The organism is Solibacillus sp. FSL W7-1464, assembly GCF_038004425.1.
In the GTDB taxonomy this organism is placed as follows: domain Bacteria; phylum Bacillota; class Bacilli; order Bacillales_A; family Planococcaceae; genus Solibacillus.
The window spans coordinates 3,272,748-3,286,524 of record NZ_JBBORC010000001.1 but is presented as its reverse complement, the minus strand read 5'-3'; the positions used below and the strand labels follow the sequence as shown (position 1 = coordinate 3,286,524).

The window sequence follows — 13,777 nt, the reverse complement described above, 5'->3', positions numbered from 1 at the left end:
GAGAGAAGGATCGAAAAGTGCCAAACCATATCGTATTATACCAACCAGAAATCCCAGCAAATACTGGCAACATTGCCCGCACTTGTGCTGGAACGAATACATCATTACATTTAATCCGACCATTGGGATTTTCAACAGATGATAAAATGTTGAAGCGTGCAGGATTGGATTATTGGGAGCATGTGAATGTCGTTTACCATGATTCATTAGAGGATTTTATCGAGTACAGTAAAGATGGCGATGTGTATTTAATTGAGACATATAGCGATGAGCCATTCACGACACATGATTTCAGCAATTCAGAAGGGGACCTGTACTTTATGTTCGGAAGAGAAACGACAGGCTTGCCAAAAGAATTTGCAAAAGAGCGTGCCGATATGTGTCTGCGCATACCGCAAAGCGACCATATCCGCTCACTGAATCTATCAAACACAGCGGCAATCGTTATATACGAAGTACTAAGACAACAAAACTATCCAGGGTTAAAATAATAAAAGGCGAGAAGCGACGGATGCTTCTTGCCTTTTTATTACTTCATCTTCGCTTTAATCACTTGTTCAAGCTTTGCCTGGATATTGTCGTGTTCGGATAGTGTGAGGCGGATGAAGCTTTCATCCATATCGAATGCTTCGGATAAAAACCCGCCAAGTCCGCGGGCACGTCGGTCCACCTGCAATAAGATCTCTACTGAGTTTGGTGATTGATGTAAAAAGACAATTTCAAGTTCATCTAGATACCGGCGATATGTGTTGCTTGTCGGTGTAAACTCAAATTCCTGTACAATCGGTGTTTGGCGGCGCAAATAAGAAGGGGCTTGCTCATTATCTACTTTACGCAACCGGAAACCCATATTTTGAATCGCTGTCAATACACCATTCGCAAGACGAGTCGGCTTAATTTCGATAAAGTCTTTATCTTTAGGATCTACCGCATTTTTAATATCCAAGCCCGTTTGAATCCATACACGAGAGTTGCCCGTCGTTACCGGAACAACAGGGGGCAGAGAGAATGAAAATGGGATTTGGCGTTTTTCGTCTGCCTGAATTGTAAATGGCTCAGTTAATTTGAATTTGTGCAGTACTGCTTCATCCTTAATCTTTTTATCATCGATTTCACGGATAAAGTTTGTATGAAGTGTTAGATAGATTGCATCAACCTGCTGTTCCGTGCTACCCCCGACGATTTCGACAACACCTGAAATATTTTCATTTAATGTATAAGTTGATTTGTGCAATTTTGTATCAACTTTTGCAGCTCCTATCCCAACACTTGCTAAAACTTTATTAAATAGTGACAAATGAATTCCTCCATGAATTGTAATTAATCATGTATACGTAGGACAGAAAAGAAAGTTTCAAAAAGAGCCCGAAAAATTTTTCGGGCTCAAAGTTTAGGTGACCGGTAAATTATTCACCGTCTAATGTAAATACGATTCGTAAACCGTTTGGATCGACTGTTGAAAATAACTGGGTACCACCGTGTGCTGGTGCTTCTGCAAAGTTTTCAACGATGAATCCGTTATTTGTCAGGCTTTGTTTTACTTCTTCAGCGTATTGTGCATCCTTTAACACGACTGTAAAGGATTTTAAGCCAACCATATCTTCTGTTGGAGCATGGCCGTTGTTGCTGTTCCAAGTGTTTAATCCGAAATGGTGATGATATTTCCCTGTTGATACGAACAGCGCCTGTGCACCGTAACGAGTCACGACATTATAATCTAATACATTTGTATAAAACTGCTCCGATTTGTCCAGATTTACTACGGATAAGTGTACATGCCCCATAACAGTGTCAGCAGGCAGGCCGTTCCAATTGCCGTCTGCAGCTGCTAAAATCGGCTGGAAATTCAGCTGTTCTGTCACCATATGCACTTGTTCGTCCTGATTCCAAGTCCATTCCGATTCATGACGGTCGATATAAATTTCGATTCCGTTTCCATCCGGATCGTTCAAGTAAAGTGCTTCTGAAACATCATGGTCTGCAGCACCGAGGCGAATATTCATGTTAACAAAATGCTGTACGATGTTTCCTAAGTCCTTGCGAGAGGGTAATAGTAATGCTAAGTGGTATAAACCTGCAAAGCCTTGTTTAAGCGGTTGGGCATTTTGTACTTCGACTAGTGATACTAAGCTTGTTTGTCCGTCTGCTGTTAAGTAGGTTACCGTTTCTGTCTGCTGTAATACTTTAAAGCCGATAACCGTTGTGTAGTATTCGATTGAACGTACTAAGTTGGAAACCTTTAATTGAACATGAGCTGGGTATAGATTAGGTTTTTTGTGAAAATGTGTAGCCATAATATATGAACTCCCTTGATGGTTATTTTTTATAATCAACTTACTTTATGTAACTAATATAAAATATGTGATAATAAAAGTCAAATGAAAAAGACAATCGCTGTTTGACGATTGTCCTTTACTGGAAAGCTAGTGGAATTATCTTTCTTTTGGGAATGGTTTGCTATCATAGCCAGCTGTGAAAATAGCTACTAAAAATGATATGCTGACACCAAGAATTAAAAGTAATTTCATGGAAGTATCCTCCTCATGTTTTAATTATCTCTTTTTTCAGTATAGCATAAATTATTTGAATGAATACTTTATTTATGACAGAAATCAGTCAAAATTGGAAAAAAATAATACTAAATTAATTTGGAGGGATTGTGTATGAAAAGAGAAGAAATCGTTAACGGGAATATGGCGAATACTATGGATGAGCTGAAAATTCTCGGGAAGCAAATGGAGAATTTAAGAGACGGCGGACAATTGGAAGAAGCAGAACGCATTTCAGATCCGCAGCAGTTTGATGATGAAGAGGAAGAAGAGAAATAAATAAATGTGCACTGGAATTTGCGTTTCAGTGCACATTTTCTTTCGTTAAATTTGAACTTGATAATCTTTTAATTGTTCTCGCAGTGTTGCTTTTAAAAATTTGCCGACAGAAGTTTTCGGAATTTCATTTAAAAATACGACATCATCCGGAAGCCACCATTTTGCAAAGTCCAGTTCGATTGACGCAATCAGCTCTTCTTTAGAAGCAGTGGCACCTTCTTTTAAAACAACACATGCCAATGGACGCTCCTGCCACTTCGGATGCGGAACTGCAATTACCGCTGCTTCGAAAACAGCTGGATGTGACATGAGGGCATTTTCCAGATCTACGGACGAAATCCATTCTCCGCCCGATTTGATAAGGTCCTTCGTACGATCGGTAAGTTTGATATAGCCTTCTTTTGTATAGACCGCAATGTCACCTGTATAAAGCCAGCCATCACGGAATGCTTCATTCGTCCGCTCATCATTGTAGTATTCTGAGGCGATCCATGGACCGCGGACACGCAGTTCACCCATCGTTTTTCCATCCCATGGAACCGGGCCATTTTCATTCACCACTTCTGTTTCGATTAGCGAAACTGTCAAACCTTGTGAAACACGAATATTTAACTGTTCATCTTCTGTATAGTCGTTCATATCGCTTGTTAGATGCGACATGCTTACAAGCGGTGAAGTTTCCGTCATACCGTATGCGTTGATGTAAGGAACACCAAGCTTTTCATTGTAAGCCTGAATTAAGCCTTTCGGTGATGCGGAACCACCCGAAATAATTAGACGGACAGATGAAAGGTCACGTGGATTTTTTTCCTGTTCAACCAGTGCGCCAAGCCAAATTGTTGGAACACCTGCTGTGATTGTCACCTTTTCATGTTCAACTAGGTCCAGTATTAAACTTGGTGTCATCATTGGACCTGGTAAAACGATATTGGAACCGAAATTCAGTGCAGCAAACGGGAAACCCCATGCATTTGCATGGAACATCGGGACAACAGGCAGGGCAGTGTCACTTTCTTTAATTGCAAAAGATTCAGCAAGACCAAGAGCCAAACTATGAAGTACGATGCTTCGATGTGTATAAACGACACCTTTTGGCATACCTGTCGTTGCGGAAGTGTAGCACATTCCTGCTGGCAGATTTTCATCCAGATCTGTCGGGAACTCGTAATTTTCATCGGCTTCCTGAAGAAGCTGTTCGTAGCTGTATACATTCGGGAAACTGGATTGTGGAGCGTTTAATTCATCACTCATGACGATAATATGCTTAACCGTCTTCAAATGGCCAAGTGCAGGCTCGACTAACGGGAATAAGTCGCCGTCAATCAGTAATATTTCATCTTCGGCATGATTGATAATATAAACAATATGTTCAGGTGCAAGGCGGATATTAATCGTGTGTAAGATCGCACCGCTGCTCGGAATTGCGAAATATGCCTCCAGGTGACGGTGATGATTCCAGGCAAATGTACCGACCTTTGTACCGCGCTTCATCCCTAGTTTTGTCAGGGCATCCGCCAATCGGTGCGTTCTTTTTACATAGTCATTGAATGTAATGCGATGTGTTTTAGTAGGGCTTGTACGAGAGATGATTTTTCTGTTCGGGAAGTACCGTTGTGCACGCTTCAAAAATCCAGTCAAAACTAGTTGTGTATCCATCATAGTTTTTCAGCTCCTCAACGAAAATATATTATAATATATACTCCAGAGATTGGGAGATTATTCTATAAATAGTAATATACTAGATAATAAAATGATTATCTGTTAAAATTTAACAAATAATAACATGAATAAACGGCAAATAATTTGAATGATATAATAGAGTCAATCAAATTTAAGAGGTGAACAATATGAATTTACAATCAACGAAAAAACTGGCAAATGGATTAGAGATGCCTTATTTAGGATTGGGCGTTTATAAAATGACGGACCGTGATGAAACACTTCAGGCGATTGAAACAGCGCTTGATTTAGGCTACCGTGCAATCGACACAGCCGCGCTTTATTACAATGAAGAAGAAGTAGGGGAAGCAATTCGCCATTCTTCTGTACTGCGCGAGGACATTTTTGTGACTACAAAAGTTTGGAACAGCGACCAAGGGTATGACAATACATTGCGTGCATTTGAAACATCGTTGAAAAAGCTTGATATGGACTATGTGGATCTTTATTTAACACATTGGCCGGTCGAGGATAAGTATGTAGATACGTACCGTGCAATTGAGCGCTTGTATGATGAGAAGCTCATCCGTGTACCCGGGGTATCCAACCATCATGAACATCATTTAAAAGAAATTATGGCAACTTGCAATGTGGCGCCGATGGTCAATCAAATCGAAGCCCATCCTTATTTGTCCCAGGAACCGCTGCGCGCATTTTGTGAACAGCAGCAGATTGCAGTAACTGCATGGTCACCGCTAGGCCGTGGAAATGTTTTAAACGATGAAACGATTATTCGTATTGCAAATGAATATAATGTATCACCGGCTCAGATCATCTTACGTTGGCATTTACAAAATGATGTCATCATTATTCCGAAATCCGTTACAGCTTCACGCATTAAAGAAAATAGTGAACTCTATCATTTCGAATTAACAAATGAAACAATGCAGCAGCTAAATGCATTGAATCGCAATGAACGATTCGGGAAAGATCCGGATAATTTCAATTTTGATTTCTAACATTGTTTTTACTTAGGGGGAGTGGAACTGTGTTTAAAAACTTTTCGCCGAGTTTGTTTTTCGCAATGGCAGCAGTAACGGTTTTAATTGTTGCACCATTTATTATGATATTCCATCCGATTTTTCAAAATGAGTTTTTTCAGTTTAATAATTCGTCCGCGACATTTATTCCAAACCCGCTCAATTTAAGACTTGTACTTGTAACAAGTTTTGTTTTGATTGTGATGCTGTGGATTTTGGCGTACAGGCGTAATATGAAATTTTATTTGATCGGCCTATTACTCTTTATATTGAGTATTGGCATCGGTTATTTATCGACTCAAAATTATCTGTTGATTAGCCAGGAGCAATTGGAACGACATCATTTATTGGAAGAACAAAAATATCGGTGGGAAGAATTCGATGAAGTTGTTTACGAATATGTGGTAGGCAGCAACAAGGGAGATATTACATTTACAACAAAAACAGGGGAACAGTTTGTAATAAAAGAAAAAGAATTGCACTCAACTGGTAAAAGCATGATTTATCATTTTTCGAGAGCGAATGAAGTAACGTATATTGAGCGTGAAAAAAGATAGGAAAAAGGCTGGGACATAAGTAGAATGACCGTTAAATAACAGGAAAACCTTTATTAAGAAACGGATATTTTGCAAAATTGATTGGAATGCAGGGCGACTCCTGCGGGAATAGCGTGACGCCTGAGACTACAGGCTCAGGCCACGCCCGCGGAAAGCGTCCCGGAATGGAAATCAATTTTAACGCTCAGCAAAAAAATGCTATTTTTCTCTCAGAGAAAAATAGCATTTTTGGGTTATGTCCCGGCCTCGTTTTTTAGTTGTCTTTAACGATGATCTGCTCGTCTAAAAACGGGTGCATAAATGCTAGCTGAATGGCATGTAGTGCATAATCGCCTGATGTAGTTTCACGTGCACCGTACATTGTATCGCCTACGATCGGGTGACCTAAATGCGCCATATGCACACGAATTTGGTGTGTACGCCCTGTTTCAAGAACTACATGTACAACACATGTGCCTTTATAGCGATTCACTACCTCATAATGTGTCACAGCATGCTGGCCAGTAGGTGACACGACACGGCGCGTATTATGATGGCGGTCTTTACCGATGGCAGCATTGATCGTACCGCTGTCTGTACGAAGATTGCCCTGTACTTCTGCAGCATACGTACGGACGATTGTTTTTTCCTCAATCATGCGGTCAAAAATAGACTTTGCAATCGGATGCTTTGCAACAAGCAATAAGCCGTTTGTCCCTTGATCCAAGCGGTGTACATGCTCTGCATAATGCCCGCCGTTGTCCACAATGTGACGCATTACATGATTCATGCATGTGTCATTGTCTGTTGGTTCGTTCGGATGTGTTGCCATCCCTTTAGGCTTTGAAACAATAAGGCAGTGCGCATCTTCATAGCGGATCTTTACATCACAGCTGCCGGTTGGAATATAGTTCGAAGCGGGAATATCAAATGCAAAATCGATTTTCGTCCCTTTTTCGAATGGTTCCTTCCAAATAACTGGCTCTCCATCGATTGTGACTGCTTTAGCCATACGTAATTCATGAACAAGCTTTTTGCCTAAGCGCCACTTATCGCGCAGCAGGTCTTCAACGGTTTGACCGTTTTCGTGAATGATATATGTGAACATTTATTTTCCTCCAAATGAAAAATCGTGCTCGTAAAGAACACGATTTTGAATATAATCTTATTTTAACACAACATCGTTAAAGAATTGACGCGTTGTTTCATCCGGCGCGTCACCTTCCAGACGGGCAACTTCTTCACCGTTTTCGAAATAGATAAGTGTTGGTGTTGCTTGAATATTATAAGTAGTCCACTCATCTGTATACTCAAGAATGTTTAATTGATCAACTTGAACATCTAGTTCATCGGCAATCGGCATAAGCTTTGGAGTGTAGTTTTGGCAGTGAGAACATTCGGGACTGAAGAAATAGCCGACAACGCCATCACCTGACTTGATTTTCTCTGCCAATGCATCCGGTAAAATGATATTTTGATAATTTTCATCGTCCAATAAGTCGATTGTTGATTGTTTCAAGTTATCTGTACCGTACGGATTGTTTTCTAGTTTTTCACTGTTTTTCATGTTTGTCAGCACAATAATTGCTGCGAATAATAACACAATAACTGCACCGACAATCGCTAACTTCTTCAAATTATTTCTCCCCCTTTAAAACCTTTAACATATAAAAACTAACTGCTGCTATAATAACAAAAGCAGTAAGTGCCAAAAATGGAATCGTAATGAAGCCCAGCCAGTTAATATACTGACCGGTACACGCTACACGCCCACAGGCAGGTGCTGCATCCTGCATAAAAGTTAGCTTTTGCAGGCTATAATGATAAAGAGATGTTGCCGCTCCAATTGTAGAGAATACGGCTGTTGTTAATGCAATTTTCGCATTTTTCTGGATGTAGGCAATCGTTGAAATCAGCACAATAGGGTACATTATAATGCGCTGGTACCAGCATAATGTACATGGTTCGTAGCCTCGTATTTCAGAAAAATACAATGATCCGAGCGTTGCAGTCAACGATACAACCCAAATAATGAGCAAGGCATTTTCAAGTTTTTTGGACATAGTGCTACCTCGATATTCAAATTTAACTTCTATCAGCAGAAGTTTTTCATATATATTCTCATTGATTATAGTTTGAATTCGAGAAAAAGTAAATTACTACGTTTATCAAAGGCTATTAAAAGGAAAGTTAAATATGGAGGGGGAGTTTTGCATGACAGATTCATTAGATATGTCCCAATTTGAAAAACCAATGATTATCCGAAATATGACAACAGAGGATATTGACTCAATATTAGAAATACAGCGTATATGCTTTCCAGGTATGGAGCCGTGGGAACGAGCACATTTATACAGCCATTTAACCATTTTCCCTGAAGGACAAATGGTAGCCGAACTTGATGGGAAGGTAATCGGTTCCTGCTCGAGCCTGCGCATTAACTTCGATGAATATGATGACCGCCATACATGGAATGATATTACAGACAATGGTTTTATTACAAACCACAATCCGGATGGCTATAATCTGTACGGAATTGAAGTGATGGTGCACCCGGCGTATCGACGTATGAAAGTCGGTCAGAGGCTTTATGAGGCACGGAAAGATCTGGCACGAACACTTAATTTAAAATCCATCATTATTGGCGGCCGTATTCCAAACTATCATGTCCATTCGGATGAGATGAGTCCACGTGATTATGTGGATGCGGTAAGCCGCCATAAAATATATGACCCGGTGCTGACATTCCAGATGATGAACGGCTTTATTTTAATGCGGATTAATCCAAACTATCTGCCGGACGATACGGCTTCAGGCAAGTATGCGACATTAATGGAATGGAACAACGTCGATTATCGACCGCTGTCAAAACGTCATTTCAAGACGAGCTATCCAGTGCGTATTTGTGTTGTGCAATATATGATGCGCGCGATCGATTCCTTTGATGACTTTGCGAAACAGTGTGAATACTTTGTGGATGTCGGGTCTGATGCAGGCTCGGATTTTGTAGTCTTTCCGGAAATTTTTACAACTCAGCTCATGAGTTTCTTAAACGAGAAATCACCATCACAGGCAGTCCGTAAATTGACGAAATATACACCTGAATATATCGAACTGTTTACAAGTCTGGCGGTCCGCTACAATGTCAACATTATCGGCGGTTCGCATTTTGTGGAGGAAGAGGACGAGGAAATTTACAATATCGCCTACTTATTCAGACGCGACGGAACGATTGAAAAACAATATAAAATTCACATTACACCAAATGAACGTTTATGGTGGGGAATCAGTAACGGAGATAAAGTCCGCGTATTCGATACGGACTGCGGCAAGATTGCCATTCAGATTTGCTATGATATCGAGTTTCCGGAACTTGCCCGCATTGCGACAGATATGGGCGCGAATATTATTTTCACGCCGTTTTGTACAGAAGATCGTCAAGGCTATTTACGCGTGCGCTATTGTGCACAGGCACGTGCGGTTGAAAACCAGATTTATACGGTGATTTCCGGAACGGTCGGCAACTTGCCTGAAACGGAAAACATGGATATCCAATATGCGCAATCGGCCATCTTCGCACCAAGCGATTTTGAATTTGCGCGGGATGGAATTGTCGGAGAAACGAGTCCGAACCTGGAAATGGTATTAATCGGAGATGTCGATCTGGAAATATTGCGGCGACAACGACAAGACGGTACCGTGAAGCACCTTAAAGACAGACGCCATGATGTTTATCGCGTGGAATATTTGAAATAACTTACAGGGAAATCCTGCTATCGTAAAAGATAGCGGGATTTTTTTCGTTCAAAAGTATGAGAGGGATAGCGGTGCGTTCTATTTAATGGAAATGGTATGATATAGAAAAGTGAAGTTGCAAAGGAAGAGCCAGTATGACAAAAGACCAATCGAATATTGCCATATTAAAAGAAATTGCTGAGCTGTTAAACGAGGAAACAGAGATGATTCCGATGCTGAATGGTGCGCTGTCGAAATTTTTAAGCGGTACGAAATTTGAGACAGGATGGATTTTCTTTATCGATGAAAAAGGGAAATCGGAACTTGTCGTGAAGCAGGATTTACCGGATGCGCTTAGCCATAATGGGTGCCACTATTTAAAGAAGGGCGGATGCTGGTGTGTGTCCCGTTTCCGCAATGAAGAATTAAAGAAAGCTTCGAATATTATTGAATGCCAGCGCATAGAAAGTGCCATCGCCGCAAATGTTGGCGACCATAACGAAATTACCCATCATGCGACTGTACCATTGCAGTCAGGACAGGAACGTTTCGGCTTGCTGAATGTCGCTTCCAGGAATACGGTACGCTTTTCGGACGAGGAGCTGGATCTACTCGAATCGGTAGCCTTTCAGATGGGTTCTGCGATTAAACGTATTTACTTGACAAATGAACAGCAGGAAATCGCGCTTGTTCAGGAACGTAACCGTTTAGCGCGCGATTTACATGATTCTGTCAACCAGCTGCTTTTTTCGGTAACACTGACAGCCCGTGCTGGAGTGGAGATGAGCAACGAGCAGGATATTAAAGATACATTTAAAGATATTCAGCAGCTTACACAGGAGGCGTTGACGGAAATGCGTGCACTCATTTGGCAGCTCCGTCCAAAAGGGTTGGAAAGCGGACTCATTGAAGCAATCAAAGTGTATGCAGAAATGCTGAGTCTGAAATTAACGGTCAATGTTTCGGGTGTCATTCAATTTCCTTCACGAGTAGAGGAAACCCTTTTCCGAATTACTCAGGAAGCATTGAATAATGTACGGAAACATGCTGGAGTAAAAACTGTGGAAATATATTTAAACGTGACCGCTACCGATGTATTACTCGTTGTAAATGATACAGGCCACGGCTTTAATGTGGAGGCACATCGCCGTATACCATCAATCGGCATGCAATCAATTATTGACAGGGCACATGCAGTTGGAGGAAACGCGGATTGGGTAAGTGAAATTGGAAAAGGAACAGAATTACTTGTCCGTTTACCATACTAGGGGGGATTTGATGATACGGGTACTAATAGCAGACGACCATCATGTAGTAAGACGGGGACTATTATTCTTTTTAAAAACCCAAAAGGATATCGAAGTTGTAGGAGAAGCGAAAAACGGACTGGAAGCAGTAGAGCTTGTTGAACAACTTTCTCCCGATATTGTTTTAATGGACCTGGTCATGCCCGAGATGGACGGCATCCAGGCAACAAAGAAAATAAAAAATCATTGGCCGCATATTAAAATACTGATGCTGACAAGCTTTTCGGATAAAGACCATGTGCTGCCGGCAATAGATGCAGGGGCATCCGGCTACCAGCTAAAAGATATCGAACCGGATGATTTGGTCGAATCGATCCGTCAGATAATGCGCGGCGAAAATACGATTCATCCGGATGCGACTACGCAATTGGAAGAAGGCTTGCGCGAAGACGAGAACAAGCCCCATATTTTAAATCCGCTGACACCGAGGGAACAGGACGTATTGGCGGAACTGACTAAGGGGAAAAGCAACAGGGAAATCGCTTCTTCGTTATATGTAACGGAAAAAACGGTTAAAACCCATATATCGAATATTTTTGCTAAGCTCCATGTACAGGACCGTACACAGGCGGCTTTATACGCAGTAAAACATAATTTGACGGAAACGAATGAAAGCTAAATACAAGCTAAATACAAGCAGGGCGAATCATCCGAGAAATTAAAAACCTCACTTTTTCTCCAGAAGGAAAAAGAGTGAGGTTTTTTGTATCGGTTATAGAATTTCCCCATCTGTCGTTTCAGACGGTGGAAGTTTTGTTACTTCAATATACAAAATGTGGTGGCCGTCCAGTTCGGTTACTTTGAACCTATAGCCTTCTGATTCAATGATATCGCCCTCTTGAACATCGAAGCGTTGTGTCATGAACCAGCCGCCGATTGTGTCGATATCTTCATCTTCAATTGTTGTACCTAAAATATCGTTCATTTCCTGCAATAACATTTTAGAGTCAAAGATGTAGTGATCTTCTGCGATTTCCTGTATTTCCGGAATTTCATCTTCATCGAATTCATCTTGAATATCACCGATAATTTCCTCGATGATATCTTCAATTGTTACTAAACCGGAAGTACCACCGTATTCATCCATTAAAATGGCCATGTGGATACGTTCATTTTGGATTTTTAACAATAAATCACTAATAGGAATTGTTTCGATTACCCGAATCACCGGTTGCATATAATCATCAACAAGCTTATCGCCATTTGCTGAATCTTTAATATAGGCTGTTAATAAATGTTTCATATTAACAAGGCCGATGACATGGTCTTTATCGCCATCTGTAACAGGGTAACGTGTATATTGCTCAATGCCCATTACTTCAAATACTTCGCGAATCGTTTGACCTCTTTCAATACTGATAATTTCAGTTCGAGGTACCATTATCTCCTTCGCTATTCGATCAGAAAACTCAAAAATACTATTTACATATTCGTATTCCGAGTGGTTAATTTCCCCACCTTTAAAGCTGTCTGATAAAATCATGCGAAGCTCTTCTTCAGAGTGCGCTTCTTCAGATTCAGAAATCATTTTTAAGCCGAAAAGTCCAGTTAGTCCACGTGCCGATCCGTTTAAAGCACGGATGAAAGGATACATGATATTGTGGAACAGAATTAAAAATCCTGACAGCTTTAATGTTACGGCTTCTGCTTTTTGAATAGCGAGAGTTTTTGGTGCTAATTCCCCTACGACAACGTGTATAAATGTTACGAGTGAGAAGGCAACAATAAATGAAAGAACAGTTGTGACATTACCACTTAAGTTAAAGAACTCAAATACTGGATGAAGAATGATTTCGAAAGTCGGTTCTCCGAGCCATCCGAGTCCTAATGCCGTAATCGTAATTCCGAGCTGACAAGCAGATAAATACTCATCGAGGTTTGAAATTACCTTTTTTGCCCTTATCGCAGATTTATTTCCTTCTGCAACGAGCTGATCGATTTTTGTCGTTCTTACTTTAACTATTGCAAACTCAGTTGCAACAAAAAATGCCGTAGCGGCAATTAAGATAGCAAATGCTATCAACCTAATGGTTAGTTCGATTCCTATGTCTACGTCCAACTATATTCCCTATTTGCGGCGCAAATGAGCGTGGCAAATAAAGAGTACACCTCCTAAAAAAATTTTAATACTACAATCATAAAATATTTACGTAAAAAAAACAATTTATGAATTTGAAATTTGAGGAAAAAGATGGTGGAATGAAATTTGAATTATCCAATCTACAATTCGGGTTAAATAATCCGGAAATAAATTTTTAGCACGTTTATATGAATTAATAGAAAATTGAAATTTTGATATAATTATGCTACTGTGAAATGGTAGATAATGATAATTTAGTAGGCAGAATAATTAGCAAACGCCAGCAACTATAATTTCCTGCAGCCAGCTATTAAATTATGATTAACTCGTAACGCGCATAAAAATGGGAGCATCGGAAATTCGACTGCTCCCATTTCTTTTTTTATTCGTAAACATGAAAGAGCATCAACTCGTGAATCATTTTCTCAAGCTGCTCTTTCTGTTTTTCAGCAGGACTTTCCCCAAAGAATTTGATGCTTCCATCTTTATAATATTCCGCTGTATAACGCTTCTGCTCATAGAAAAAGCGGATGGACCACCCCGGAATTTGGCTGTTTTTAAATAATGGTTTATAGCTAAAATGTTGAATCAT

15 protein-coding genes are annotated in these 13,777 nt (G+C 40.4%); 7 read left to right on the top strand and 8 right to left on the bottom strand.

Annotation, left to right across the window (positions count from 1 at the left end; genetic code table 11):
• Positions 1 to 17: 17 nt before the first annotated feature.
• Positions 18 to 491, top strand: a complete 474-nt coding sequence (gene trmL, locus MKZ25_RS16385; RefSeq protein WP_340802416.1) for a tRNA (uridine(34)/cytosine(34)/5-carboxymethylaminomethyluridine(34)-2'-O)-methyltransferase TrmL — start codon at positions 18 to 20, stop codon at positions 489 to 491.
• A 38-nt stretch (positions 492 to 529) separates the two neighbouring features.
• On the opposite strand, the gene MKZ25_RS16380 is transcribed toward trmL, so the two are convergent.
• Positions 530 to 1,297: a sporulation protein gene (locus MKZ25_RS16380; protein ID WP_340802415.1), complete on the bottom strand. Its 768-nt coding sequence runs from the start codon at positions 1,295 to 1,297 to the stop codon at positions 530 to 532.
• 109 nt (positions 1,298 to 1,406) lie between these two features.
• Positions 1,407 to 2,294, bottom strand: a complete 888-nt coding sequence (locus MKZ25_RS16375; protein WP_340802414.1) for a VOC family protein — start codon at positions 2,292 to 2,294, stop codon at positions 1,407 to 1,409.
• 369 nt (positions 2,295 to 2,663) lie between these two features.
• Between MKZ25_RS16375 and MKZ25_RS16370 the strand changes: the two genes are divergently transcribed.
• Complete coding sequence (locus MKZ25_RS16370; RefSeq protein WP_340716403.1) at positions 2,664 to 2,828, top strand: multidrug ABC transporter ATPase; 165 nt, start codon at positions 2,664 to 2,666, stop codon at positions 2,826 to 2,828.
• 45 nt (positions 2,829 to 2,873) lie between these two features.
• Here the strand turns inward: MKZ25_RS16370 and MKZ25_RS16365 are convergent, their stop codons facing one another.
• On the bottom strand, positions 2,874 to 4,487 hold the full coding sequence (locus MKZ25_RS16365) for a long-chain fatty acid--CoA ligase (RefSeq protein ID WP_340802413.1): 1,614 nt from the start codon (positions 4,485 to 4,487) through the stop codon (positions 2,874 to 2,876).
• A gap of 188 nt (positions 4,488 to 4,675) precedes the next feature.
• Between MKZ25_RS16365 and MKZ25_RS16360 the strand changes: the two genes are divergently transcribed.
• Both MKZ25_RS16360 and MKZ25_RS16355 read left to right on the top strand, forming a co-directional pair.
• Positions 4,676 to 5,506 carry an aldo/keto reductase gene (locus MKZ25_RS16360; RefSeq protein ID WP_340802412.1) on the top strand — a complete coding sequence of 277 codons (831 nt, stop codon included), beginning with the start codon at positions 4,676 to 4,678 and terminating at the stop codon, positions 5,504 to 5,506.
• A gap of 29 nt (positions 5,507 to 5,535) precedes the next feature.
• The gene (locus tag MKZ25_RS16355) at positions 5,536 to 6,084 is read left to right on the top strand and encodes an acyl dehydratase (protein WP_340802411.1); all 549 of its coding nucleotides are present in this window, start codon (positions 5,536 to 5,538) and stop codon (positions 6,082 to 6,084) included.
• Positions 6,085 to 6,337: 253 nt separating this feature from the next.
• Here the strand turns inward: MKZ25_RS16355 and MKZ25_RS16350 are convergent, their stop codons facing one another.
• Genes MKZ25_RS16350 through MKZ25_RS16340 form a run of 3 tightly spaced genes read right to left on the bottom strand, consistent with a single transcriptional unit; the run spans position 6,338 to position 8,126 of the window.
• Positions 6,338 to 7,171, bottom strand: coding sequence for an RluA family pseudouridine synthase (locus MKZ25_RS16350; protein WP_340802409.1), 834 nt, complete (start codon positions 7,169 to 7,171; stop codon positions 6,338 to 6,340).
• 57 nt (positions 7,172 to 7,228) lie between these two features.
• The gene (locus tag MKZ25_RS16345; protein WP_340802408.1) at positions 7,229 to 7,699 is read right to left on the bottom strand and encodes a thioredoxin family protein; all 471 of its coding nucleotides are present in this window, start codon (positions 7,697 to 7,699) and stop codon (positions 7,229 to 7,231) included.
• Between the two features lies 1 nt (position 7,700).
• A complete protein-coding gene (locus MKZ25_RS16340; protein ID WP_340802407.1) occupies positions 7,701 to 8,126 on the bottom strand; it encodes a disulfide oxidoreductase in 426 nt (141 codons plus the stop codon).
• 151 nt (positions 8,127 to 8,277) lie between these two features.
• Here MKZ25_RS16340 and MKZ25_RS16335 point away from each other — a divergent pair, with 151 nt between their 5' ends.
• The 3 genes from MKZ25_RS16335 (at position 8,278) to MKZ25_RS16325 (ending at position 11,724) form a co-directional block, all read left to right on the top strand.
• Positions 8,278 to 9,819: a GNAT family N-acetyltransferase gene (locus MKZ25_RS16335; protein WP_340802406.1), complete on the top strand. Its 1,542-nt coding sequence runs from the start codon at positions 8,278 to 8,280 to the stop codon at positions 9,817 to 9,819.
• A gap of 134 nt (positions 9,820 to 9,953) precedes the next feature.
• Entirely contained in the window at positions 9,954 to 11,066 is a 1,113-nt protein-coding gene (locus tag MKZ25_RS16330; protein WP_340802405.1) for a GAF domain-containing sensor histidine kinase, read from the top strand.
• 10 nt (positions 11,067 to 11,076) lie between these two features.
• Positions 11,077 to 11,724: a response regulator transcription factor gene (locus tag MKZ25_RS16325; protein ID WP_340802404.1), complete on the top strand. Its 648-nt coding sequence runs from the start codon at positions 11,077 to 11,079 to the stop codon at positions 11,722 to 11,724.
• Between the two features lie 93 nt (positions 11,725 to 11,817).
• On the opposite strand, the gene MKZ25_RS16320 is transcribed toward MKZ25_RS16325, so the two are convergent.
• Together MKZ25_RS16320 and MKZ25_RS16315 are read right to left on the bottom strand one after the other, a co-directional pair.
• Positions 11,818 to 13,128: a hemolysin family protein gene (locus MKZ25_RS16320; protein WP_340803032.1), complete on the bottom strand. Its 1,311-nt coding sequence runs from the start codon at positions 13,126 to 13,128 to the stop codon at positions 11,818 to 11,820.
• A 439-nt stretch (positions 13,129 to 13,567) separates the two neighbouring features.
• Complete coding sequence (locus MKZ25_RS16315; protein ID WP_340802403.1) at positions 13,568 to 13,777, bottom strand: YheE family protein; 210 nt, start codon at positions 13,775 to 13,777, stop codon at positions 13,568 to 13,570.

Bases quoted from the DNA above. Each gene is read 5' to 3' on its own strand.
- MKZ25_RS16375 (WP_340802414.1), bottom strand. From the start codon at position 2,294: ATGGCTACACATTTTCACAAAAAACCTAATCTATACCCAGCTCATGTT.
- MKZ25_RS16370 (WP_340716403.1), top strand. From the start codon at position 2,664: ATGAAAAGAGAAGAAATCGTTAACGGGAATATGGCGAATACTATGGAT.
- MKZ25_RS16365 (WP_340802413.1), bottom strand. From the start codon at position 4,487: ATGATGGATACACAACTAGTTTTGACTGGATTTTTGAAGCGTGCACAA.
- MKZ25_RS16360 (WP_340802412.1), top strand. From the start codon at position 4,676: ATGAATTTACAATCAACGAAAAAACTGGCAAATGGATTAGAGATGCCT.
- MKZ25_RS16350 (WP_340802409.1), bottom strand. From the start codon at position 7,171: ATGTTCACATATATCATTCACGAAAACGGTCAAACCGTTGAAGACCTG.
- MKZ25_RS16340 (WP_340802407.1), bottom strand. From the start codon at position 8,126: ATGTCCAAAAAACTTGAAAATGCCTTGCTCATTATTTGGGTTGTATCG.
- MKZ25_RS16335 (WP_340802406.1), top strand. From the start codon at position 8,278: ATGACAGATTCATTAGATATGTCCCAATTTGAAAAACCAATGATTATC.
- MKZ25_RS16330 (WP_340802405.1), top strand. From the start codon at position 9,954: ATGACAAAAGACCAATCGAATATTGCCATATTAAAAGAAATTGCTGAG.
- MKZ25_RS16325 (WP_340802404.1), top strand. From the start codon at position 11,077: ATGATACGGGTACTAATAGCAGACGACCATCATGTAGTAAGACGGGGA.
- MKZ25_RS16315 (WP_340802403.1), bottom strand. From the start codon at position 13,777: ATGATTCAACATTTTAGCTATAAACCATTATTTAAAAACAGCCAAATT.